Annotated in this window: 17 protein-coding genes; 5 read left to right on the plus strand and 12 right to left on the minus strand. The window is 51.4% G+C overall.

What is annotated here, in order from left to right; genetic code table 11:
• The first annotated feature begins 141 nt into the window (after positions 1–141).
• The 4 genes from JSQ80_RS27950 to JSQ80_RS27965 all read left to right on the plus strand — a co-directional run bounded on the left by JSQ80_RS27950 (position 142) and on the right by JSQ80_RS27965 (position 4,090).
• Positions 142–849: a response regulator transcription factor gene (locus JSQ80_RS27950; protein ID WP_206098040.1), complete on the plus strand. Its 708-nt coding sequence runs from the start codon at positions 142–144 to the stop codon at positions 847–849.
• 244 nt (positions 850–1,093) lie between these two features.
• Entirely contained in the window at positions 1,094–1,957 is an 864-nt protein-coding gene (locus tag JSQ80_RS27955) for a class I SAM-dependent methyltransferase (protein ID WP_206098041.1), read from the plus strand.
• A gap of 6 nt (positions 1,958–1,963) precedes the next feature.
• A complete protein-coding gene (locus JSQ80_RS27960) occupies positions 1,964–2,671 on the plus strand; it encodes an RluA family pseudouridine synthase (RefSeq protein ID WP_206098042.1) in 708 nt (235 codons plus the stop codon).
• 33 nt (positions 2,672–2,704) lie between these two features.
• Complete coding sequence (locus tag JSQ80_RS27965) at positions 2,705–4,090, plus strand: CapA family protein (RefSeq protein ID WP_206098043.1); 1,386 nt, start codon at positions 2,705–2,707, stop codon at positions 4,088–4,090.
• Between the two features lie 25 nt (positions 4,091–4,115).
• Here JSQ80_RS27965 and JSQ80_RS27970 read toward each other — a convergent pair whose 3' ends face one another.
• Positions 4,116–4,580, minus strand: a complete 465-nt coding sequence (locus JSQ80_RS27970) for a MarR family winged helix-turn-helix transcriptional regulator (protein WP_087435619.1) — start codon at positions 4,578–4,580, stop codon at positions 4,116–4,118.
• A 310-nt stretch (positions 4,581–4,890) separates the two neighbouring features.
• Here JSQ80_RS27970 and JSQ80_RS27975 point away from each other — a divergent pair, with 310 nt between their 5' ends.
• Positions 4,891–5,058, plus strand: a complete 168-nt coding sequence (locus JSQ80_RS27975; protein ID WP_176392934.1) for a hypothetical protein — start codon at positions 4,891–4,893, stop codon at positions 5,056–5,058.
• Here JSQ80_RS27975 and gyrA read toward each other — a convergent pair.
• The 11 genes from gyrA to JSQ80_RS28030 all read right to left on the minus strand — a co-directional run bounded on the left by gyrA (position 5,055) and on the right by JSQ80_RS28030 (position 24,237).
• On the minus strand, positions 5,055–7,502 hold the full coding sequence (gyrA, locus tag JSQ80_RS27980) for a DNA gyrase subunit A (RefSeq protein WP_206098044.1): 2,448 nt from the start codon (positions 7,500–7,502) through the stop codon (positions 5,055–5,057). The genes JSQ80_RS27975 and gyrA overlap by 4 nt on opposite strands.
• Before the next feature lie 15 nt (positions 7,503–7,517).
• A complete protein-coding gene (parE, locus tag JSQ80_RS27985) occupies positions 7,518–9,509 on the minus strand; it encodes a DNA topoisomerase IV subunit B (protein WP_206098045.1) in 1,992 nt (663 codons plus the stop codon).
• A 142-nt stretch (positions 9,510–9,651) separates the two neighbouring features.
• Positions 9,652–10,641 (minus strand): ABC transporter permease, encoded by a 990-nt coding sequence (locus JSQ80_RS27990; protein ID WP_087435465.1) that lies wholly within the window; start codon positions 10,639–10,641, stop codon positions 9,652–9,654.
• Entirely contained in the window at positions 10,634–11,599 is a 966-nt protein-coding gene (locus tag JSQ80_RS27995) for an ABC transporter ATP-binding protein (RefSeq protein WP_087435464.1), read from the minus strand. Before JSQ80_RS27995 ends, JSQ80_RS27990 begins: the two co-directional genes overlap by 8 nt.
• A 29-nt stretch (positions 11,600–11,628) precedes the next feature.
• Positions 11,629–12,444, minus strand: coding sequence for a GDSL-type esterase/lipase family protein (locus JSQ80_RS28000; protein WP_206098046.1), 816 nt, complete (start codon positions 12,442–12,444; stop codon positions 11,629–11,631).
• A gap of 221 nt (positions 12,445–12,665) precedes the next feature.
• Positions 12,666–14,546: an ABC transporter ATP-binding protein gene (locus JSQ80_RS28005; protein WP_206098047.1), complete on the minus strand. Its 1,881-nt coding sequence runs from the start codon at positions 14,544–14,546 to the stop codon at positions 12,666–12,668.
• Complete coding sequence (locus JSQ80_RS28010; RefSeq protein ID WP_206098048.1) at positions 14,543–16,315, minus strand: ABC transporter ATP-binding protein; 1,773 nt, start codon at positions 16,313–16,315, stop codon at positions 14,543–14,545. The genes JSQ80_RS28005 and JSQ80_RS28010 overlap by 4 nt, the downstream gene beginning before the upstream one ends.
• 271 nt (positions 16,316–16,586) lie before the next feature.
• Positions 16,587–20,360 (minus strand): dynamin family protein, encoded by a 3,774-nt coding sequence (locus JSQ80_RS28015; RefSeq protein WP_206098049.1) that lies wholly within the window; start codon positions 20,358–20,360, stop codon positions 16,587–16,589.
• A 74-nt stretch (positions 20,361–20,434) separates the two neighbouring features.
• Complete coding sequence (locus tag JSQ80_RS28020; RefSeq protein ID WP_087435460.1) at positions 20,435–20,707, minus strand: NAD/NADP transhydrogenase alpha subunit; 273 nt, start codon at positions 20,705–20,707, stop codon at positions 20,435–20,437.
• Positions 20,708–20,733: 26 nt separating this feature from the next.
• Positions 20,734–21,402: an endonuclease III gene (nth, locus tag JSQ80_RS28025; RefSeq protein ID WP_087435459.1), complete on the minus strand. Its 669-nt coding sequence runs from the start codon at positions 21,400–21,402 to the stop codon at positions 20,734–20,736.
• 72 nt (positions 21,403–21,474) lie between these two features.
• Positions 21,475–24,237 (minus strand): S-layer homology domain-containing protein, encoded by a 2,763-nt coding sequence (locus tag JSQ80_RS28030; protein WP_206098050.1) that lies wholly within the window; start codon positions 24,235–24,237, stop codon positions 21,475–21,477.
• Positions 24,238–24,321 lie beyond the last annotated feature (84 nt).

A 24,321-nucleotide genomic window follows, 5' to 3' on the forward strand; every position in this document is an offset into this window, starting at 1 on the left:
CTCTAACCTTACCATTTTATAACACCAGGGACTTTTTGACGATATATTCAGCAATTATTGCCGATGAAAAAAAGGAATAGATTGTCATCTTCTGACAACGTTCGCTATAATAGGAGAGAGTGACGGAGGTGACGACCTGCAATGAACGATTTTAAGATATTAATCGTAGATGATGAATTGGAAATAACAGAGCTCATATCGTTATATTTGCGGCGCGAAGGTTATCACGTATTCGTTGCAGATAACGGTTATACCGCACTGCAAATGGTGAAGGAAGTGGCTCCGGACTTAATTATCCTTGACATCTTGCTGAAGTCGCTTGATGGAATTGAAGTGTGCAAGGAGATACGGAAGACTTCCAACGTGCCGATTTTGTTTGTCAGCTGCAAGAGCGATGACGTTGACATCATCATGGGTCTTACAGTCGGAGGGGATGACTATATAACGAAGCCGTTCAGTCCAAGTCAACTCGTCGCACGGGTCAAAGCACACTTGCGCAGAACCTCGCTCTCGTCCCGGAATCATCCGATACCGCTGCAGCATAAGATCACTTTCGGAGCATTGGAGATCGATCTGCACAGCCACAATGTTATCGTAGAAGGAAAGTCAGTGGCGCTTTCCGCCAAAGAGTTCGATTTGCTTGCCTACTTGGCCCAGTCTCCGAATAAAGTGTTCAAGCTGGAGCAATTGTACCAGCACATTTGGAACACAGAAAGCTTTGGGGATACGCGAACACTTATGGTGCATATCAGCAACCTGCGCAAAAAAATTGAACCAGAGCCCACCCAGCCGCGGTATATCGTTACGGTGCGAGGCGTAGGCTACAAATTTCAGGCGGATTCCTATTAGGTTGTTCCATTTTCGAACACGCACGATTTGCATATCCATCCGATCATCAGAGACCGCCATCCTGCATAGGTTGACGGTCTTCTTTTCATCGTCGTACAGAAATTCCCTTTGTCCCGGGAAGCTGCGTGTGACATCGCAGCATCGCCAGAATGAGAAATCGCATTCCTTTCTGGAAAGCATGGGCGCATTTATAGTACAATAGCGCTTAGTGAGTTTGTCATTAAGAAAGGAAGTCGCACACACAATGTACATGGCTAACGACTGGAAAGACTATGAAGTAATCGACACCGGAGGCGGTGAAAAGCTGGAGCGATGGGGTGACGTCGTGCTGCGCCGTCCCGACCCGCAAATTATTTGGCCTCTGGAACAGGAAACCAATCTGTGGCGCAACGTGCACGGACATTATCATCGCAGCTCCTCCGGCGGCGGCAGCTGGGATATGAAGAAGCCTATCCCGGAGCGCTGGACGATCCAGTACCGTGATTTGAAATTTTATATTCGTCCGACGAATTTCAAGCATACGGGGTTGTTTCCGGAGCAAGCGGTCAATTGGGCTTGGATGATGGACAAGATTGAGCAAGCCAACCGTCCAATTAAAGTATTGAATCTTTTTGCATATACGGGGGGCGCTTCCGTTGCATGCGCCTATGCGGGCGCGGAAGTATGCCATGTGGATGCATCCAAGGGCATGGTGCAGTGGGCCAAAGAAAATGTGCAATTGTCCGGCCTCGCCTCAAAGCCCGTCCGCTTCATTACAGATGATGTGTTCAAATTCGTTCAGCGCGAACAACGCCGCGGCAACAAATATGATGCCATCATTATGGATCCGCCGTCCTACGGACGCGGACCGAGCGGCGAAACGTGGAAATTGGAACAGAGCCTTTACCCGTTCATTGAGTTCTGTACGACGATCATGTCAGATAATCCGTTGTTCATGCTCATTAACTCCTATACGACCGGTCTGTCGCCATCTGTCCTGAACAACCTGCTCAGCATGACGATGAAAAAGCGCTATGGCGGTCGATTGACTTGTGGAGAAATCGGACTACCCATCACACAGTCCGGTCTAGTGCTGCCATGCGGAATATTAGGACGCTGGGAGGCATAACTTCATATGTCCACACCAATGACTCAAGGGCACATCCCTATTTTGTTCGAGGACAATCATGTCCTCGTCGTGGAGAAGCCCGTGAATATATTGTCTCAAGCTGATGACAGCAATGACGTGGATATGTTGACTTTATTGAAGCACGACTTGAAGATCCGATACGAAAAACCGGGAAACGTCTTTCTCGGACTTGTGCATCGCCTCGACCGACCTGTCGGAGGGGCGATGGTCTTTGCCAAGACGTCTAAAGCCGCTTCCAGGCTGTCGGACGTCGTGCGCCGCCATGATTTGGGCAAGATGTATATGGCGGTCGTGCATGGCTGTCCACGCGAGCTGCAAGGAGACTTGACGCACCATTTGTATAAAGACGCGCGCGCCAACATCGTTCGGACGGTACCTGCCGGCACCGCCGGAGCCAAAGAAGCTCGATTGAGCTATGAGGTGATAGGCAGCAGTCAAGATTTATCACTCATCCGCGTTCGTCTGCATACGGGGCGCCCTCATCAGATCAGGGTGCAAATGCAAACCATTGGCTGTCCGTTATATGGAGATCAGAAATACGGGGCCAAATGGAATCGACCGGGACAGCAGATTGCTTTATGGTCCGTTCTGCTGTCTTTTCCTCATCCGACGACAAAGGAACATATGGAATTCCGCTCGATTCCGCCAAGGGAATTTCCTTGGAATCAATGGGATGTTGCTGCGATGGTGTAACATCCCATGCATCATCCGGAGGGGTAAATAACGATGAAGACAGATTTCCGATACGACCGATGGCTGCTGGTGGTTACGGCATTGATCGTGATGTTGACGACTGCGGCTTGCAGCTTCACCTCGCAGTATGAAGCAACGCCACCCGTTACCGTGAACGGTGCAGCCAGCGCGCACACTCAAGATAACGCGCAGCCCTCCTCCCCTTCACGGGAAGAGGCAAGCACCGGTAAAGACACGGGTTCACGCGAGCAAGAGGGAGATTACGCCCAGAGCTCGGACACGCAGCAGCTCGCTAACGGGCTGAAGGAGGATGCTGACAGCTCCCTTGCCACCACCGAGCACAGCGTCAAGCCGTATTCGTTGTCCGGCAAGCTTCTGGCCGTAGGCGATATTATGATGCATTCTCCGCAATTTCCGGCATACGTTAACAAGAAGACAGGAAAGTACGATTTCAACAGTTATTTCAGTCAAGTGAAACCGATATTGGAAAGCGCGGATTGGTGCTGGGCCAACTTGGAGACGCCGCTGCTGGGCGGCGAGAAAGTATATACCGGATACCCGATGTTCAACGCGCCTCCCGAACTGGCGGATGCTCTGAAATATGCCGGCTTTAACATAGTAACGACCGCCAACAATCATGTGCTCGACCGGCGCGAGAAAGGGGCGCTTCGCACCTTGGAGGTACTCAAAGACCGCGGCTTCGTGACGAAAGGAACATCTGCTTCGCTTTGGGAGTCCGAACAAGTTACGATGCTGGAGAAGAACGGCATACAATTAGGGATATTGGCTTATACTTACGGTACGAATGGTATACCGCTGCCGAAGAAGAAACCTTACTTGGTATCGCTCATCGATGAGGAACGGATGATACAGGACATCAAGAAGGCGAAGGAAGCCGGTGCAGACATTGTCGCCATTGCGCTTCACTTTGGCAATGAATATGAAACAAAACCCAATCAACAGCAAATACAACTGGCTCGCACGCTGGTTCAAGCCGGAGCAGATATCATTCTGGGTTCGCACCCGCATGTCCTGCAGCCTTATGAACGGGTCACTGTTCAAGATGCAGACGGACATACAAGAGATGGAATCATCATTTATTCATTAGGAAATTTTATTTCGAACCAAACGGGCGACGGGAAAGATATCGGTGTAATCTTCGGTGTGGAAATCGTCAAACACATGCCTGAGGGACGTATAGAGTTGAAAGAGATTACGGCAGAGCCGACTTGGGTTCATATCGACGGCCCGAGAGAAAAGCGCAAATACCGTGTCTTGCCTATGTCTGACACCGTTATGTCCCACTCAGACAAACGTTTGACTACGAATCAGTTCAAACGGCTGCAGAACATGTTGAACAATACGAACCGTCATCTTCAATCGATGTCCGCAGTTCCGGTGCTATTGACTTCGGAGTAGCTGTGTCTAATAAGCAACTAGTCGACTAGTCCAACTTGCTGCCGGCTGCGACCGTGCCGCGGGCTGCGCTTGCTTGCGGCTGTGGCGCGTTGGCAAGCTTGCCTAACAACAAAATAAGCAATTGCTGATTATGCGTCGAGATGCGATGAAGAATATCGTTCCAGTACGATTCCCGAGTCGCAATCCCCCGGCGCATTTCTTGTGCTCCAAATGGAGTTGCCTGTATCCATACGATACGCCGATCGCCTTGATCACGTTCGCGCACGATAAGCGCATTCTTCTCCATCCGATCCAGGAGGGTCGTTATCGCTGCTGGAGTCGTTGCTAAGTGCGGTAGCAAATCCGAAGGCTTGACCTTGCCATATTCCGTTACCCACTCCAACACCGTAAGCTGGCTTTCCGTCAGACTTGGCGCAAGCGCTTCATCCATCACATTTTTATATTCCTTCGACAGCTTCGACCACAGCTTGGCAAATTCCGTTGCGTGCATCATTGCCGACTCCCCCTTTTCTTCATACCGATCTTGTACTACCTGAATCTCAACCATGCTCATTTCTTCAGATACACTTCTATCGATGTCTTGCGAAAATGGGCGACCGCGTTCATAAATTTGATTTATTTACACGATCAAAACAACTAAATTATACCACAGCTTCAAAGTTCGGTCATCTATCATGTCAAATACTCATCGGCAGAACCATCCAATAGAACATTCGACGAATCGGAACATGATGGTTTGCAGCATCATATAATTAATATGGGCATCTGCCCTGTATCACCCCGAGAAGGAGGAGCTCTAAATGGAACAGTTCAAAGAGGAAATAGTTCGCCGAGCACTGGAAATCGGAATTGTAAAAGACCCACAATGGATGGAACGACTCAATGAGCCCGTTCCCTTGTGGGTCCTGCTTGAAATGGTTATGCAATTGCACGATGTGTTAAATCCGCCGCACAAGCCCTTCGATTAAACGGAAAGCGGCGCAATGACGAGCGTATCAATGACGTGTTCGTTTTTGTCCAAGGTAATTGCGGCCCGGCCTTGCGACTTGCGATCCATAAGAGGGGCATGCTCTGTAATTAGCTGATGAAGCTTGCCCGAATCGGTGACGAGCGTAATCGGATACGCAGCCTTGCTAAAGTAAGCCCCGACTAGCTTCGTTCCGTTCGGCTTCACTCGTTTGCCTTCCTTGAATTCAAACGTAGCCATCCCTTTACCGCCCCGCCCTTGGGTCGGGTAATCCAGCAGCAGGGAACGCTTGCTCCAACCAAGATCGGTCAACACCGTAATTTCGCCTTCTTCCCCGCTCACTCGAATGGCGGCGGCGACCTCATCGTCATCCTTTAACTGCATGCCGCGGACTCCGCCTGCGGCACGTCCCATCGGATTGACCTCGCCCTCCAAGAAGCGGATGGCCATCCCTTGATTGCTGACCAGAAGCAGATCCATCTCGCCGTCACTCGTCATGACACTCAATAGTTCATCGTTGTCCGCAACTTTACATGCGGCAACCGCTCCGGTCCGCTTCGTCTCATATTCTTTCAGCAGCGTCCGTTTCACTTGGCCGCGGCGAGTGACGAACAGCAGCGAGGCCTGTTCGCTATCAAACGATTTGATAGGAATGACGCTGACAATCCGATCTTCCTTGGCGATCGGAATGACATTGACAATCGCGGTTCCGTTGTCTTTCCATTTGAATTCCGGGACGAGATGAATCGGCAATGAGAAATATTGCCCCCGCTTCGTAAAGATGAGCAGCCGATCCAGCGTGTTTACTTCGAAGATATGGCGGATAAAGTCGCCGTCCTTCACGCCAGATTTCTCCCATTCTCCGCCGGAGCGCGTAAATGACAATTGACTCGTGCGCTTGATATATCCTTCGTTCGACAGCGTCACAATAACATCTTCCGCGTTGACGATAACTTCCAAGTTGACCTTAATCTCTTCCACTTCGCCTTGGACGACAGAGCGCCGATCAATGCCATAGCGGTCGCGAATTTCATTCAATTCCTTTTTGATTACGCTCAACAGCTTCTTCTCGCTATCCAGAATAGCGCGCAAGTCGGCTACCTTCTTCTTAATCTCGCTCAGTTCCTTGTTAAGAGACGTCAGCTCCAGATTGGTTAACCGATACAGCTGCAATGTCAATATCGCGTCCGCTTGACGCTCGGTGAATTGAAACTTCTCCATCAAGTTATGCTGGGCATCCTGACGGTTCTTGGAAGCCTTGATCGTGGCGATAACCTCGTCCAATATGTCGAGAGCTTTTACCAAGCCCTCCAGGACATGCGCGCGATCCTCCGCTTTGTTGAGATCATAGCGGGTTCGATTCGTCACGACTTCTTTCTGGTGAGCGATATATGATTCCAGCATCGGTTTGAGACCAAGCTGCTGCGGTGCCTTGTTCACTATCGCGACCATATTGAAATTATACGTAACTTGCAAATCGGTCTTTTTGAACAAGTAATTCAATATTCCTGTCGCATCCGCATCTTTCTTCAACTCGACCACAATGCGCATGCCTTCACGGCCGCTCTCATCCCGTACTTCCGCAATGCCGTCAACCTTTTTCTCCAGGCGGATGTTTTCCATCGCCGTAACGAGCCGGGATTTGACGATTTGATAAGGGATTTCCGTAATGACGATTTGCTGCCGTCCGCCGCGCATATCTTCAATTTCCGTCTTCGCGCGTATGTAGATGCGCCCCTTGCCGGTCTGATACGCTTCGCGTATTCCTTCTTCCCCCATAATGATGCCGCCTGTAGGAAAGTCCGGGCCTTGAATAATCTGCATCAGCTCATCAAGCGAGATGTTCGGATTGTCGATAGCTGCGATGCACGCTTGGATGACTTCGCGTAAATTATGAGTCGGAATCTCCGTCGCGAAGCCGGAGGAAATTCCGCTTACCCCGTTAACAAGCAGGTTCGGGAACCGTGCCGGCAATACGGTAGGCTCATCTTCCGTATTGTCGAAGTTGGGCCGGAATAGAACCGTCTCCTTCTCTATATCCCGCAGCAGCTCCATTGCGATATGGGACAAGCGTGCTTCCGTATAACGCATCGCTGCAGCCGGATCATCATCAATCGAGCCCCAGTTGCCATGTCCGTCAATAAGCACATGTCCCATCTTCCATGGCTGGGCCATCCGTACCATACCATCATAAATCGAGGCGTCACCGTGCGGGTGATAATTACCCATGACGTCCCCGACCGTCTTGGCCGATTTGCGGTACGACTTATCCGGCGTGTTTCCAGATTCATACATCGCGTACAGTATGCGGCGTTGAACCGGCTTGAGACCATCCCTGACGTCGGGAATAGCGCGGTCTTGGATAATATATTTGGAATAGCGGCCGAACCGGTCTCCCACCACATCTTCCAAGAACGCTGGTTTAAATTGTTCCGATACGCTCATGTGTCTCTCACCTTTCTATTCCTCAAACTCCGTAAAATCGACGTTCTCGACAATCCAACGCTTACGTGGCTCTACCTTGTCGCCCATGAGCGTCAAAACGCGCCGTTCCGCCTTGGCCGGATCTTCGATTTGCACCTGCAGCAGCGTTCTCGTCTCCGGATCCATCGTCGTCTCCCACAGCTGATCCGGATTCATCTCGCCGAGACCTTTGTAACGCTGCACTTCGGCGTTTTGACCGAACTGCTTCAAGTAGCTGTTCAGCTCTTCATCCGTCCAAGCATAACGGATCGTCGTATGCTTGCCTTTTTTATGCGTAATCTTGTACAGCGGCGGCTGCGCAATGTATACCCGCCCGTTATCGATCAACTGCTTCATATAGCGGTAGAAGAAAGTAAGCAGCAGCACCTGGATGTGCGCCCCATCCGTATCGGCATCGGTCATAATGATGACCTTGGCATAATTGCTCTCCTCTACTTCGAATTCCGGACCCACTCCCGCTCCGATCGCGTGGATGATGGTGCGGTACTCATCATTTTTCAAAATATCGGCGAGCTTCGCCTTCTCCGGATTCATCGGCTTGCCCTTCAACGGCAAAATAGCCTGCGTCTTCGAATCTCTGCCCTGCTTCGCCGATCCGCCCGCGGAATCCCCTTCCACGATGAAGAGCTCGTTGCGTGTATAATCCTTGGATTGGGCCGGAGTCAGCTTGCCATTCAGATTGGAGCTTTCGCTGCGCTTCTTGCCCGTCCGTATTTCCTCGCGGGCTTTGCGCGCTGCTTCGCGTGCCCTCGATGCCTGAATCGCCTTCTTCATGAGCATTTGCGCCACTTGAGGATTCTCCTCCAAGAAAATGCTCATGTTCTCGGAGACGAGCGTATCGACCGAGCCGCGAGCCGTGGCGCTGCCTAGCTGATCCTTCGTCTGTCCGACGAATTCCACGTCCGACATCTTGACGTTAATGACCGCCATCATGCCTTCGCGCAGGTCATTCCCATCCAAGTTTTTGTCCTTCTCTTTGAGGAGAGCATTTTTCCGGGCATATTCGTTCATGACGCGCGTATAAGCGGTCTTAAAGCCCGTTTCGTGCGTTCCGCCGCCACGCGTCGGGATAGAGTTGACGAAGGATACCAACGTCTCCGTATACCCGTCATTGTATTGAAGCGCAATTTCCACTTCGATATCGTCTTTTTCCGCCACAAAATGGATGACATCATGCAGGACCGTTTTGTCCTCATTCAAATACCGTACAAATTCACTAGCTCCGCCTTCATATAGGAAAGTTTCCATCTTCCCCGTCCGCTCATCCTTCAATGTGACTTGCAGGCCCGAATTCAAAAAGGCAATCTCCTGCAAACGCTCGGCAAGAGTGTCATAATTCAAATGTATATTGCCGTGAAATACCTTCGCATCAGGCTTAAATGTTACTTTCGTGCCCGTGCGGTTCGTATTCCCGATTATCTCCAGTCCGGTGACCGGTTCCCCGACGTGTTCCTTACCGTCGTCATCTACCCAGGTCTCGAACCGCAAACGATGGATCTTTCCATCACGACAAATCTCAACCTCAAGCCATTCCGATAACGCATTCGTTACGGAAGCGCCTACGCCATGCAGCCCGCCCGATTTCTTATACCCTGCACCGCCGAATTTACCGCCGGCATGCAAAATCGTATATACGACCTGTGGAGTCGGCACTCCTGTCTTATGCATTCCGGTCGGTATTCCACGGCCATTGTCGCGCACCGTGACCGACTGGTCCTTATGAACCGTCACATCAATCTGGGAGCAAAATTTGGCGAGATGCTCGTCGACGGCGTTGTCCACGATTTCCCATAACAGATGATGAAGCCCCGAGGAGCTTGTACTTCCAATATACATCCCCGGCCGTTTACGAACCGCGACAAGCCCTTCGAGCACTTGAATGTCGTCAGCCCCGTAGTCTGAATTGTGGTTGCCCGATGCCCCCTTATTTCCCGGTAGCTGTCCGAACGAATCGATTTGCTCGACCATTCATGCTCCTCCTTCAACAATACATTTAGCGTTCCAACTTTCGTCGGCAAAAGAAAATCTGTCGCGTCCGAACGAAGGAAGGTATGCCTCCATACCATTATATCGTCCGGATGCAAACAGATGTTTCGCATTCTTGTATATTCTAATTCAAAATGTCCTGTTTCGTAAAGACACGGAATGCGACAAACAATCCGGCAATCCCCCAAACGGTCAATACGCCGAGTGAAAAAGGGAGGGTCATTCCTTCGACAGGCGCCGGTGTGCCTGCCAAATAATCCGTTAATTTCAAGTTGATCATAAATAAATATTTCGCCGCCGGCCACGATGAAGCCATGTTATACAATATGCTGCCGGCTATAAGCGTCGCCATCAACGTTACAATACTGGCGGCCGTGCTGCGGACAAGGACGGAGATCATGAAGCCAAGCGCTGCAACGACGACGCTTGAGAACCAGATGAGCCCGCATTGCATGAGCATATACATCCACGACGGCACAATATGGACCGTATCAAAATTTACCTCCGTTCCCGAAAGAGCGAATCCAGTAAAGATAGGGAACGTCCAACCTCCATAGCCAAATACCATGCCAGAAATTAAATAGGCAAGCAGAGCGGTAAGAATGACGATGATTCCCGTGAACATCATGAGCACGATCCATTTGCTGAGCAGCACCTTCCACCTTCGGACCGGACGGGTCAACAGCATCTTGATCGTGCCCGTGGAGCGCTCGGATGACACGATATCGCTCGCAATGGCCATGACGAGCAGCGGTATGAACAGCGTTACCGCATTATCCATGAACGTGCGCGTAAACGTAACGCCGTTCGGCTCATCGGGGTTAACGTCATGGTCCAAATAATATTGCAATTGCTGCAAAATAATGCGCCGATATTTCTTCCATTCTTCCGGCACGCGGTCGCTGCCGAGTGTATTCTGAATGTCCGTGATGCGCTGCTGCAGCTCCAGACGCCAATCTTGATTGAATTTTTCCCGATTGTTCTGGGCAATTTTCATCTGCGCGTATGTAAACACCGGGATGAGAACAATGAGAATCAGCAGCACAACATAGAACCGTTTCTTCTTTAGCACTTTTATCGTTTCATTCTGAATAAGCGGCAGCAAGCTACTCAATGCGTTCTCCCTCCGTTATCTCCAGGAATAACTGCTCCAGAGTCGGCATAATGCGCTGAATGCCCTCTACTTCCACGCCAGCCTCCAGCAATTTGCGGTTCAACTCGGCAATGCTCTCAGGCTGTGTCTCCGTCAAAATAGCATAATCAGGCACACCCACCAATACCGCTTCGTCGATTGCTCCGTCTTCACGATCGAAGAACGTGACGGCACCGCTCGCAGACAAGATGTCTCGCGCCTTCTTTTCCGGCTTCGCCTGCCAAATAACAAATTGGCTGCGTCCGGTCAATAGCCGCTTTACATCGTCAACCGCCAGCACTTCCCCGTGGCTGATGATGGCGACCCGATCGCACATGAGCTGAATTTCGCTCAGCAAATGGCTGGACACAAAGATGGCCATCCCGCTGTCGGCCAATGTGCGAATAAAAGCCCGCAGCTCTTTGATTCCGAGCGGATCGAGACCGTTCGTAGGCTCGTCAAGGATAAGCAAATTCGGACGGCCCAGCAGCGCTTGGGCTATGCCAAGACGCTGGCGCATCCCTAAGGAATAAGTTTTCACCTTATCGTGAATCCGATTGGATAACCCGACAATCTCAACAACTTCGTGAATGCGGTCCTTGCCGATTTCAGGCACCATCCGCGCGAAATGTTCTAAATTTTCCCAGCCTGTCAAAAAGTTATACATTTCCGGGTTCTCGACAATGGAGCCGACATAGCGTAGCGCTTTTTCCGGGTCGCGGTTTACATCGAAACCGCACACTTGGATTCGCCCTTCTGTCGGTTTAATCAGATCGACGAGCATGCGGATCGTCGTCGTCTTACCAGATCCGTTCGGACCTAGAAAGCCGAATATTTCGCCAGCGCGGACGTCGAACGTGACGTTCTTAATAATCAGCTTCCGGCCGATCTTTTTCTTTACCTGCTGTACCGACAATACGATAGATGCGGCGTTGTTCATGTAAAATGCCGAACCTCCTTCCTTCTCCTTTACCGAATGCTTTGCACGATTCGCTCCGCGATAGCCTGATAGCCATCACCATTCGGATGAAAGTGATCGGAGGAAAGGTACATGCCGATATTTTGCTGAAACAAATCAAAGGTTGGAATCATAATCATATTTTTATCCTTGTTAATCATTTGAAAAGCGGCATCATTCCACTTTTGCACGACATTGTTGCCGATTTCGCGCATTTCTTCCAAATCCGTGAACGGATTGTACAATCCTATGTACACAATAAGCGCGTCCGGATTCCATTTGCGAATATTTGCCAATACCGTCTTCAAATGCCCAGTGCCTTGCTCGGCCTTCGCTAGAAGCGTGTCCGGATTCATCGCTTTATCCCCGAATTGTTCCGAACGGGCGCTCTGAAACAGATCGTTGCCGCCTATCGTAAGCAGAACGATGTTGGCCTTTTTCAGCACATAGCCGATGCTTTCTTGATTCAAGCGCTCGGACAACTGATCGGCCCTCATTCCGTTCACCGCCATATTGTTCAAAAGCGTAACCGGTTTATCCTGGACCTTGTCCAGCATTTTGACCGCGCGCCGCACGTAGCCTTCGCCTGTACTGTCCCCGGTTCCCCTTGTCAAAGAATCGCCTATCGTCGCGATAAGCCATTCGTCCGCTTGTGCGGTTTTCTTCACCGGCGGCGTTTGGACCGACGGCATTTCCGTGAACGGAACCGAAGCCGGCGACAAAATGTCTGCCACCCCGAACCCGAAGCCTCCCGCCAACACAAGCGTCGACAATAAGCCGAACAATGCTATCCATGACCATAATCGTGATGTCGATTTGCGGTTCATGTCCACCCTCCCAAATCGTACAAAGTTCCCATTCACCAAGATATATCAATACATTACCTGTTCGGGAATCCATTTGCAAACTTTACGAACAAGACAGTCCCATGTTCCGCAGAACACAGCGGCCGAATCGCTAAGAGAAGCGCCGCTCACTTTAAATCAAAAATGGCAGACCGCCGAATTACGCTTCGTCAGTCTGCCTTAATGAACCCAATGAAGGTAGCCTACATATATTTATATTGTGCAGCTACAAGTCCATAGTACGTGCCGCGCATGCGCATCAACTGCTCGTGCGTGCCTTGCTCCTGAATGACACCATGATCCAGAACGACGATATTATCGCAGCCCCGAATCGTCGATAGGCGGTGAGCAATAATGAATGACGTGCGCCCTTCAAGGAGCGTCTTCAGCGCTTCTTGAATTTTAAGCTCTGTCTCGGTATCGATGCTTGCCGTCGCCTCATCCAAGATGAGAATACGAGGATTGGCGAGCAGCGCGCGCGCAAATGAAATCAACTGGCGCTGTCCCATTGAGAGGACATTTCCCCGCTCCTGCACTTCCGTATCATAGCCATCCTTCAAGTTGACAATAAAATCATGCGCAAACACGGCTTTCGCTGCCTCTTCAACCTCTGCGTCCGTCGCATCCAGTCGTCCAAAACGGATATTATCGCGAATCGTGCCGGAAAAAATGAACGTATCCTGCAATACGATCCCAATCTGGGAACGCAAGCTTTCCAGTGTTACATTCCGGATGTCAAAACCGTCAATCATAACCCGGCCTTCCGTTGGATCATAGAAGCGGCACAGCAAGTTAATAATCGTGCTCTTCCCGGAACCAGTGTGTCCTACCAGCGCTATCGACTGTCCAGCCACAGCTGACAAGGAGATGCCGCGCAGCGCCGGACGTCCTTTTTCATATTCGAACAGAATATTCTCGAATGCCACATCCCCATGAACAGGCGGCATCTGCATCGCATGATCCGCTTCGCCCACAGACGGCTGTTCGTCCATGAACTCGAAGATCCGTTCGGAAGACGCCATCGCGATGAGCATTTGCGAATACATTTGTCCTAATCTGTTAATAGGCTCCCAGAAGTTACCCACGTATTGTGCAAACGCAAACAGTACCCCGACTGTAATTACATCACTCTGAATGAGATGGGAACCGTACATGAACAGGACGAATGCGCCAATCGCGCTCGTAAGCTCAATAACCGGGCCGAATGTTTGGTTCAGCGCGGATGCGCGGTCCCAAGACTTTTTGTTGACGGTGTTCATATGATCGAAGTAATCCATGTTTGCTCGCTCTTGTGTGTATGCTTGCGTAACACGGATACCTTGGATCGCCTCATTCAAGTGCGAATTGATGCGCGACTGCTTAATCCGCACATCCTGCCAAGCGAAACGGATGCGTCTGCGCAGCTTCGTAGATACTAGAAACATAATCGGCACGGTAATCATGACCGCCACCGCAAGTTGCAGGTTCAAGAACAACAAAATAATGATAATACCAAGCAATTGCATGCAATCGATCAATGTATTGACGGCCCCGTTCGTAAAGAGCTCCTGCAACGAGTTAACATCATTCGTTACCCGGACAAGCACGGAACCAGCCGGTCTTTTGTCATAGAAGTGAAAGGACAGCTTCTGAATATGCTTGAACAAGTCGGCACGCAAATCGTAAATGATGCGCTGTCCCATCACGTTCATGAATTTGATGCGGAACGTGTTAGCCCCCCACTGCACGATATACAGCCCAAGCGCAGTCCCCGCGATTATATACAACAGTCGCAGGGATGGATTGCCGTCCGCCGGTTGAATGGCGTGGTCAATCGCATAGCTGATGAGAAAAGGTATCGCCAGCTTCGTTATTGTCCCAAGCACCATCATGATGATCAGAACCGGGAGCAGCTGCCGCTTGTACGGCTTCATGTAGACGAGCAGCCGCCGCATCTGCGCCCAGTTAAACGGCTTCTCGATTACGTCATCGTCTTGATAGACGAAGCGCGAACGCTTCGTTGAATCGGCCGCAGCGTCAGAGTGAACGCTTCCATGGCCTGCAGAACTTCGCCCGGCAGCCGCGGATGGGTTTCCTCCACTCATGCTCTCACCTGCTCTCTCGTGGACTCAGACTCCCCTTCGAGTTTGTCTGCGTATTGAATGTAGAATACGTCTTGGTACGTTCCCTGCTCTTGAATGAGATCGTCGTGCTTCCCGCGTTGTATAATGCGGCCTTGCTCCAGCACTATAATCTCGTCCGCATGGCGCAAAGACGAAATACGGTGTGCAATAATAAACACGGTGCGGCCTCTCATGACTTCTTTAAAGCCGGCTTGGATTTCATGCTCGGTCTCCATATCGACAGCGCTGGTCGCGTCATCCAAAATAAGAATCTTCGGATCCTTCAAGAGTGCCCTCGCGATTGCAATCCGCTGCTTCTGGCCTCCCGACAAGCCCATTCCGCGCTCTCCGACAATCGTATCGTAGCCTAACGGCAATTCCATGATGAACTCGTGCGCCTTCGCCAGCTTCGCCACGCGAATGACATCATCCATCGTCACATCATCACGGCCATATGCGATATTGTTATAAATCGATGATGAGAACAGGAACGTTTCCTGAAATACGGTCGCCATTTGGCTGCGCAAGCTTTTTAAATCAATGTCGCGGATATCGTGGCCGTCTAGCGTAATTTTCCCTTGCTTCACATCATAAGCACGCATCAGAAGCTGAATGATGGTCGACTTGCCGGAGCCTGTACCGCCAAGCAATCCGATGACTTTGCCCGGTGTGGCATCCAACGAAATATGACTGACCGCGTCGGCATCTCCTTCGTAACGGAATGTGACGTCATCAAATTTCACATGGCCTTGAACCTTATCGTCTTCCAGCATAATAAGGTTCGACCGGCTTTCGATGTCGATCGGCGTCTGCAGCAATTCCAGCACGCGTTCACCGGAAGCCTTCGACTGCGTATAGTTATTAATGTGGAACCCAATTCCCCACATCGGTCCGATGATGTACCAAATCATACTGAAGAAAGCAACCAACCCGCCCAACGACAACGAGCCGTTGATGACTTTCGTTCCGCCTATGGCAAGCAGCAAGACGATACAGAAGCATGCGAGCATTTCCATAATCGGAAAATAGCGGCCCCACAACGTGGCGGCGAAAATCTGATTTTCTTTGTACGCTTCGTTGCGCGAGGAAAACTTCTCTACCTCGTAATTCTCGCGGGCAAACGATTTGACCGTGCGCACCCCGGTAATATTCTCTTGTACGGCTGTCGTCAACTGGCTGAATGTAATTCGCATTTCGCGAAACGCCGGATGAATTTTCGATTCGAAACGCATCGCAACAAATACGAGAAGCGGAATCGATACTAGCGTAGTTAGCGTTAACTGCCAGTCTATGGAAAACATCATGGCAGCACCGAAGACTACCATCAGCACCATATTTAAAATTTGCGCAAATCCAAATCCGACAAAATTGCGAATCGCTTCCAAATCCGCGGTCAAACGAGACATTAAATCGCCCGTCCTCGCTTTGTCGTAATAGCGGAACGACAAAAATTGCAGCTTACGATAACACGCGTTGCGCATTTCGTACGCAACGTGGTTTCCAAGGCGCCCGCCGAAGAAACCATGCAAAAATTGCAGGGTGCCTTTAATGCTGACAACGATAATAACCGTTAACGCCAGCCAAGGCACCCATTCGAACCGCTTTTCTGCTATAACGTCGTCGATTAAGATCCGCAGCAGATTGGGATAAACCAATCCAAGCGCAGTCGCGACCATTAAGCAGAGCACCGATGCGAACAGCAGGCCTCTCTTCGGCCAATAAAACGAGCCGAGCTGCTTGAAGACGTTCATTGGACTTCTCCTCCCCATTATTCGTTCTTCGTGAGATGTAATGCAGTTTATCATCAGGCATATTCAACGGCAAAACGGCAATTTCGTCATAATATCGACTATCCTTCCTTAAATCGAGATTACTTGGAACGAATCCAACCGTTTCTTTTAAATCGTCGGTTTTTCTTTGATCCTAACCGCTATCCATAAAAGAAAGCTTACCCCGCTCATGCAGGGCAAGCTTTTAAGGAACATTGATGCTGTTTTGATATAGAAACTTCGACAATTCATCTCATGCCAATGAACGTTCTATCGCCTTCATGACGGCTCGCAGCGGCTCTGGATCATAATCGGTTCGGGATGCATCCGCCAGCCGGTCGGCATATACGCGCACAGCGGCAGTAAGATCGGAATGAAGCGACCGGACCGTATCCGTAAGATGGCGCGCAATATGCTCAACAAACCGTTCCCGGTGCTCCTGGACAGCTAATGTTACAGCTTGCAGGGCGCGTTCCTCCAATGACTGCCGCAGCATATCGCGTCCCCCGCCTTCAAAGAATGCTTTGCTGCTGCGGAAGAAGCTGCGGAGCCAGCGTGTCGTCATGTCCTTCAGCCAGTCTCCCTCCGTCACATCTGGCGTTGGCCAAGACGGCAACGATTCGTCGGCCACAGCAAAGCCCGGCAAACATTCCTCCACTATGCCGGCCAGCCGCATACGGTGGCTCGCCGCAAGCCGCTTCGCAGATTGTTCCAATCTCAATGTTGTCGCGTAGAGCTCATTCGTCAGTTCCTTCATAAATGATCGGGACCATTCCAAGTAGCAACGCTCCAGGGCCATATCGATGTTCTGTTCATCCTTGCGCAAGGAGGCTGGATTGAATGAGTAAGCAAATCCGTCGTTGAATCGATATTGCAGGCGCTGTCGGACATGATACAGCAGCTCATCCGCTTCCTGTTCGATGCGCTTGCGTTCATCGCGCTGCAGCCATTCATCGCACCGTTTGATCGCTTCCGCTTCTGCCGCCCGGATACGCTCCGTCTGCTTCGCCCGCTCTGATGCATCGGCATGCGCAGCGTCCCACATCGCTTTGAGCTGAGAATCCACTCTCCGCATATCATTCCGTGCCGCATCGACGCTAAGCGTGGCCAGCTCCTCGGAAGCAAATCGCATGAACGCCTCCTCGAAGGCGGCAATTCCTGACTGTTCCAACGGTCCTGTTTGTCCGCTCAGCTTCGCCTTCAACGCCTGCAGGCTCGACACCGGGAACAAGCGCGGCTCACGTATTCCGAACTCTAGCAAGCGCCCGCCCACATATTCCATGACGCTGTTCAATTCTTCGTCAGAAGCAGCGAGGTCAGCCGCATTCACGACAAAGAACATTTTATCCAGTTCAAACGCATCCTTTACCCGCCCGAGCTGGGTCAAAAATTGACGGTCCGCCTGCGAGAAAGCATGGTTGTAATAGGTGACGAACAAAATGACGTCCGCATTCTTCATATACTCAAAGGCGACTCCGGTATGGCGGGCGTTAATGGAATCCGCTCCCGGTGTATCGACGAATACGAAGCCCTGTTCCGTCAATGGGCTGTCAATAAACAAATCAATCCGTTCCACGAAGGCGGATTTCCATTCCTCTCTGACGTACTCCCGATATTCCTCCGCGCTAACGTGCAGGGATTCGCCGAGATGCTCCCGTGCGCCCTCGTAGCCTCTCTTCACCGCTTGGATGAAGCTGTAATGCGGGCGGCCTGAAGGATGCAGCGTTTCCGGGCGGTAGCGCTCGATGGCGGTGAGCGCCTTATCCATGCTCATTGCGGATGCGTTAGCCTCGCCCATGCTTTCCAATGCGAAGCGAAGATCAGCCAGCATCTTCGCTTCGCTCTTCATCGTGACGCGCGCCGTGCCATGCGGGTGCGCGTCCGTCGGCGCCGCAATCGTATTGATGGCGGCGGTCGTCGGATTAGGCGAGACCGGCAAGGCGTCTCGGCCCATAAGGGCGTTCGCGAAGGAGGACTTGCCGGCGCTGAACGCCCCGAACAACGCGACGGTGAAGCGGTTCGTATCGAGCCGCTCCGCCTTGTCGCGCAAGTCCTGCGCGAGCGGCTGGACGGCAGGAAGCCGTTCGAGCGCGTCAGCCGCGTGCTTGAGCCGCATTGCGGCTTCCAGCAGCCTGCGGCGGGCCTGGCTTGCATCCGCTGCAGGCCGCGGCGCGCGGTCTGACTCCGGCGGATGCGACAGCGCGCCGAGACCGCTTGCTAGCGCCGGGTTCACCGGTTCAGGAGAAGATGCATCAGAATTGGGCTCGCGCTCGACAAACGCCGTGTCAGGCTGTCTGAGAAGCAGAGCGTTCTCTTCTGCCTTATCGTACTCGCGCTGCGGCAGCAACGCCGCCAATCCGTCTGAGGACACCCTGCTTGCGCGCATGTTATCCCATGAGCGCAGCAAGCGCTCTGCTGTATCCCGTAGCTCACGCTCGCGTTCCGCGATGCGGCTATCCGCCTCTAATTCTGCGTCAAGCTTCGCCTTTCTGTTCCGCAGCTCGCCAGCTTGCGCGCCATACTGCACACCGAGCGCGTCCAAGTAAGGCTCCGCCTGCTTCATCACCGCCCGCCGCAGCAGCGCCTTCGCTTCCTCGCTGATGGCTCGGCTGTAGGTCAGCGTATACTCTGCCGTCCCCCATGCGCCAGGCTGAACCTCCTGCTGCAGCCATGCTTCCTTCAGCTGCGGCAGCGCCGCTTCCATCTCCGCTTGCGCAGACAGCTCATCCGCTCCCGCTTGACGAGCCAGCTCCCGCACCAGCTGGATGACGTGCACTTCCGCATTCGCGCGCAGGCCTTCCTTCCATAAGGCCCCGAAGGCTTGCAGCCGGCGCTCTCGCTCGGCGATGGTCTTGGCGGCTGTAAAGAACAGCCCGACCTTAAATCCTGGCTTCAGCGTCTCTAAGTACGTCTGCGCCATATCGCGCGTTACTGCCGGCGTAAGATTCGCGTCGCGCAGCAGCTTCTGCACGGCCGTCTGAAACGACGCCTTAATCGCATCTGCCTGCCGCTCGGCTTCATCCAGCTGCGCTGTCAATCGAGCATGCTCCTCGCGCAAGCCCGCAACCGCTTCTGCGCCGCCCGCCTGCTCCACCCACGATCGGCGCTCATGTTCAAGCGGCTCTGACAACTGCCTCGCATGCGCTTCGATTAATTCACGCGCGGCCTGCTCTACGCCATATCTGACAAGCCGCTCCCGATCTTGAACGCTCTGCCGCAAATAGCGCTCGAGCGCCATCCACTCATTAAGCGGATGGCCGGGCTCCTTCAACGTAACGAAGAAGACGGCGGCCGGATGCAGCTGCCAAGCTTCCAGAGCGCGGTTCACATCGTCTTGATACGCGGCAAAAGCAAGCTCCTGCTCCCGGTGCTTATCGATTTGATTGACGATCCACACGAGCGGCTTGCCCGCATCCGCCACTTCCTTGGCGAAGGCGAAGTTATATTCAGATTGGACGTGATTATAATCCGTCACATAAAATACGACATCAGCCAAATGCATCGCGGCTTCCGTAGCCGCCCGATGTGATTCGTCCGTGGAATCCACTCCAGGCGTATCCAGCAGGGCGACCCCATCCATAAGCCATTCCACCGTATCATATAAAATGACCCGCTCTACCGTCTCGCCATCGCGGCATACTTCCGCCAACCGTTCTAACGGAACCGTATCGGCTGATTGAGCCTCACTGGCTGCGCTCCTGCGAATGACCTCGGCACGGCTGTCGCCGTAGCGTACGGTCACGACATTGGCGCTGGTCGGTATGGGACTCGACGGCAGCAGGTCTCTGCCGCACAACCGATTGATAACGGTCGATTTCCCTGCAGAGAAATGCCCGCAAAAAGTCATCATTAACGTTTGTTCCTGCCATTTCGCAAGCAGCTCCCGCATCTTCGCGCTCTGCAGCGAATCGCCGGCCCGTTCCATCGCATTTGCTGTTTCCTGTAACCATACTGCAAGCGAATCTGCGCCATCCTTTGCTGGTGCGTCTGCTGCACTCCAATGCTCGTGATTCATCTTTTTTACCATCTGCATCCCCCGATGACCATATCTATAGAAAAAACCGAGTCCTCGGCTTCCTCTTTTTGCCTTTGACTCGGTTTCTAGTGTACCATATTTTGCTGTTTGGGGAGAATGATTTCGAACTGTTCTCCGTGCTGCAGAATCGTTATGTCTTGATCTTTCACCCGCATGACCACGACATCCCGTTTTTGCCGCATGCGTTCCACATATTGCTCAGGCACCTCACCTGCTCCATATATCGTAATGCCGTCAATTTCCCGCTCTTCGTCATCTTGAAGAGGAGTTTGAATCACCTTTTCATAAATATCAGAGAACTGTTCAAAATCATTAGTATAAACTGAAATGCATTTCATCACGACCGACTCCCATCCGTATTCATTTATTTTCCAGTCTTTCTCGGTTTGGTCGCTTTCATACGTGCTTTCCCCACTCGACAGCAATCGATCAGCGGGCACATTTCGCACCGCGGAGATTGCGCTTTGCAATGATAACGTCCAAAAAAGATTAACCGATGATGCGTAATCGTCCATTCATCCCGGGGCACTTTCCGCATCAGCTTCTTCTCTACCTCCAACACGCTGTCTGCCTCATCGGCCAGCTTCAGCCGTTTCGAGACCCGCTCGACATGCGTATCCACCGCCATCGCAGGAACGCCGAACGCATTGGATACGACGACATTGGCCGTCTTCCGTCCGACTCCCGGAAGTTCCGTCAACAACGCATGCTCTTGCGGCACTTCGCCATTGTACTTGTCAATCAGCATGTGACAAAGCTTTTGAATATTTTTAGCCTTATTCCGGAACAATCCGATGCGCCGAATATCTGATTCCAATTCTTCCAGCGGAACCGCTATATAATCTTCCGGCTTTTTATATTTCTCAAATAACGTTGCCGTCACTTTGTTCACAGTCTCATCCGTGCATTGAGCGGATAAGAGAACCGCAATCGTTAATTCGAACGGATTTGCATGATGTAACTCGCAATGCGCGTCAGGAAACATTTCCGCTATCGCATCCAATATTCGACGTACGCGCGCGCTGGTTGCCACCCTTCCCCACTCCTTTCATTTAAAAACCGTCTCACCCTAAGGATGAGACGGCTCGTTCAACCTTATTGTATTTTAAGATAATTTCTCGATTTCAACAACCTGATTGTTAACGAAATAAAGCATAATCTCTGTATCCTCTTTCAGGGAAGAGAGGTCAATTTTGTTACCGCTGGAGTGAATGTGCGCATTTGGATGAACTTTGAAGATGTAATTGTTTTCCGCAAGCGAACGTTTCACATATAACTCGCCGCTCTTGGAATCATAACGCCAAAAGCTGCGCTTCGTGCCGCTAACCAGCTTCACGACCGGCAAATCCTTCACGTCTTTGCGCACCTCGACCCGGTCCCCCGTTTTGAGCGTGCTCAGGCTCGCAGTCGACTGATCGACTTGGATTTGCGCATTTTTGCCGACCTGGTGCACGGACAAGTTGCCTGCATTGTCGCGTACCGTCACGACGCCTGTATTCGTATCAATCGAATCCACGCGTCCGTAAGTAACTTGCACTTGACGCACCTCAGTGATGGAGCGTCCGTCCAATACGGCATTTACGAAGTCATTCGGCTTGATGTCTTCCAGCTTAACGCGATTGTTCTTCAAGTCATATACCGGAACCCCGCCGACATAGAACTCTTCAATCGTTGTGCCCGCGGAACGCAACCGGATGCGGTTGGCGGATGTATCGCTGGACACGACTTCGAACTGCTCCGTCTGGCGCACGGCCAGTGAAGAGATCGTAGTCTGGTCGTCCGTCAAGTAAGCGACAATCTTGTCGCCATTGTTCAGATCCGACAGCGACATATTGCTCTTGCCGTACTTCTCAACGCTAAGCGTCGTGTACTTATATGGCAATGTCACTGATTGATCATTGGCAAGCTTCATCGTCACCGTTTTGGCAGTCGTGCTGGCAAATACGAATGTGCCCTCGAATTTATTCACGAATTGAACGAGCAAGGCATTTTTGGCCGTATACTGAATGTTCGCTTTCCGTTTGCCGTCTCTTAATTCGCTCGCAATATCATCCAGCGATACACGGTTCCCGTTATTTTCGAATCGAGTGCCTGGATTCAGGCTCAATACATAAGGGTCCTTCTTCTCATCGACGACCGTCAACAGGCTGTTCGTCTTGTCATAGTTAAGGATCGTGACGCCAATGAGCATCTCGACTTTACGATTGACCGCCGTGATACGCGACACGAGATCTTCGCTGTTCATCGTCAGCTCAACGCGGTCTCCATATTCTCCCGCAATCAAATCGTCGAAGGACGGATTATTCATGCCTTCCATGACGATTTCGACATCGCGCGCCAACATTTTAGCTTCAAGCTTGCCGTTGTCTTTCTTCACCGTCAGGCTGGTCTTCGCATTGCCTTTCTCGTACAATGTGCCGGTAATCGTCATTTCCGCCAATTCGGTCAGCTCAATGGACTGAACAATGCTGTTTTTTACCACATAGGTGATCGTGTTGTTTTCTTTCAAATCCTTGATGCCGTTTGAAAGAATTTGATCCTTGTATCTGACGATGACGTCATCCGCTACCGTAAACGTCTCGTTGTCGCCGCTATCCGGTTGAATCGTTATCGATTTGTTGGTAGCATCAACCGACACAATCGTGCCTTTGCCCGATTTGTTCACCGGACCCGACTTTACTTGAATTTCAATGATTTTGCGTTCGGACGTGAACGTTTCGCGTTTCATTTCGAGCACGCTGTCTGTCGTCATTTTGGAAGCGTCGATCGAATTGCCGCTTGCATCTTTAATTACGGTCGTGTTGTCATAGAACACTTCGGTCAAATCTTCCGTTCCGTCGCTTTTCACATAAAATTTATTGTCCGAAGCGACCACATATTTCAAGGTAGCGCGCGTCGTCTCGACTTTAGGGTCCGCATCGATTAATTCAACGTAGGAAGCAACGCCCCCTTCTCCTGCGACGCGAATCTTCGTATACAGAGCGATGTCGCTTGCCTTGATGGATTCTTCACCGTCGCCCTTGTAATACATCGTTTTGCTGTCGCGGCGGTACGTCTGTGACTTCCCGTCTTCGGTATATAGACGAATCTCCTGATCGCTTAGACTCATGGCATATCCGTAATTTTCAGCGGCATGCTGAATCGACGCAATCTTGTCCCCGCGGCTAAAAAACGTCGCGAGCTGATCGCGGGTTACTTTGCCTTGCGGTTCAAAGCGATTGCCTGCCATGCCTGTTGTCAGCTTCAAATCAACCGCCGTATTGACATAGCCGAGCGCATCCGAACTGATTTTGTTGTTATCAGCGAATGAGGTTGGATTATTTTGTGACTTCGCTTCCGCTTCTTTTCCAATTGCGCGGACCAAAATCTTCGCGACCCATTCGCGTGTCGCTTTCTCGTCGCCCCAAGGCTTCTTCGGATCCGGATTTGTCATTTCTTCTTTCTTGTCCAGCAAACCTTTCTGGAATGCAAGCACGACGTAAGGCTTGAAATAAGCGCCTACTTTGAAGTCAGCCGGCAGCGCGACCGTTTCGGTCGTATTCAACTCGCCTTCAAGTCCCATGAAGCGAATGGCCATCGTAATCGCTTCTTGCTGTGTCACATCGTCGCCGGGACGGAACTTCCCGTTGTTTCCTTTCAGGATTCCTAATGCCGCAAGCTTATGTATATGCTTCTCAGCCCAGTGTCCAAGCTTGACGTCGCTAAACATAGGGCTGACACCGGACGCGGTCACAACTTGATTATTTGTCGTATTTCCTGATTCTGCAGCCATTGCGATAGGCAATGAAGTCATCGTTAAAGACAAGGCTAGCAGCGCGCTTCCGATCGTTCTTGTCTTGTGCGCGCGCTTTTCATGATTTGATTTCATATTGCATCCCCTTCCACGCATAATACGTTAAGATGTTCTTTTTCGACAAGAACAGGGGCAATTCCTGCCCCTGTTCCGCAATAA

Source organism: Paenibacillus apiarius (assembly GCF_017052585.1).
Taxonomy (GTDB): Bacteria; Bacillota; Bacilli; order Paenibacillales; family Paenibacillaceae; genus Paenibacillus_B; species Paenibacillus_B apiarius.

Excerpts from the sequence above, each read along its gene's own strand:
- JSQ80_RS27950 (WP_206098040.1), top strand. The coding sequence starts at position 142 with ATGAACGATTTTAAGATATTAATCGTAGATGATGAATTGGAAATAACA.
- JSQ80_RS27955 (WP_206098041.1), top strand. The coding sequence starts at position 1,094 with ATGTACATGGCTAACGACTGGAAAGACTATGAAGTAATCGACACCGGA.
- JSQ80_RS27960 (WP_206098042.1), top strand. The coding sequence starts at position 1,964 with ATGTCCACACCAATGACTCAAGGGCACATCCCTATTTTGTTCGAGGAC.
- JSQ80_RS27965 (WP_206098043.1), top strand. The coding sequence starts at position 2,705 with ATGAAGACAGATTTCCGATACGACCGATGGCTGCTGGTGGTTACGGCA.
- JSQ80_RS27970 (WP_087435619.1), bottom strand. The coding sequence starts at position 4,580 with ATGCACGCAACGGAATTTGCCAAGCTGTGGTCGAAGCTGTCGAAGGAA.
- JSQ80_RS27975 (WP_176392934.1), top strand. The coding sequence starts at position 4,891 with ATGGAACAGTTCAAAGAGGAAATAGTTCGCCGAGCACTGGAAATCGGA.
- gyrA (WP_206098044.1), bottom strand. The coding sequence starts at position 7,502 with ATGAGCGTATCGGAACAATTTAAACCAGCGTTCTTGGAAGATGTGGTG.
- parE (WP_206098045.1), bottom strand. The coding sequence starts at position 9,509 with ATGGTCGAGCAAATCGATTCGTTCGGACAGCTACCGGGAAATAAGGGG.
- JSQ80_RS27995 (WP_087435464.1), bottom strand. The coding sequence starts at position 11,599 with ATGAACAACGCCGCATCTATCGTATTGTCGGTACAGCAGGTAAAGAAA.
- JSQ80_RS28000 (WP_206098046.1), bottom strand. The coding sequence starts at position 12,444 with ATGAACCGCAAATCGACATCACGATTATGGTCATGGATAGCATTGTTC.
- JSQ80_RS28005 (WP_206098047.1), bottom strand. The coding sequence starts at position 14,546 with ATGAGTGGAGGAAACCCATCCGCGGCTGCCGGGCGAAGTTCTGCAGGC.
- JSQ80_RS28010 (WP_206098048.1), bottom strand. The coding sequence starts at position 16,315 with ATGAACGTCTTCAAGCAGCTCGGCTCGTTTTATTGGCCGAAGAGAGGC.
- JSQ80_RS28015 (WP_206098049.1), bottom strand. The coding sequence starts at position 20,360 with ATGGTAAAAAAGATGAATCACGAGCATTGGAGTGCAGCAGACGCACCA.
- JSQ80_RS28020 (WP_087435460.1), bottom strand. The coding sequence starts at position 20,707 with ATGAAATGCATTTCAGTTTATACTAATGATTTTGAACAGTTCTCTGAT.
- JSQ80_RS28030 (WP_206098050.1), bottom strand. The coding sequence starts at position 24,237 with ATGAAATCAAATCATGAAAAGCGCGCGCACAAGACAAGAACGATCGGA.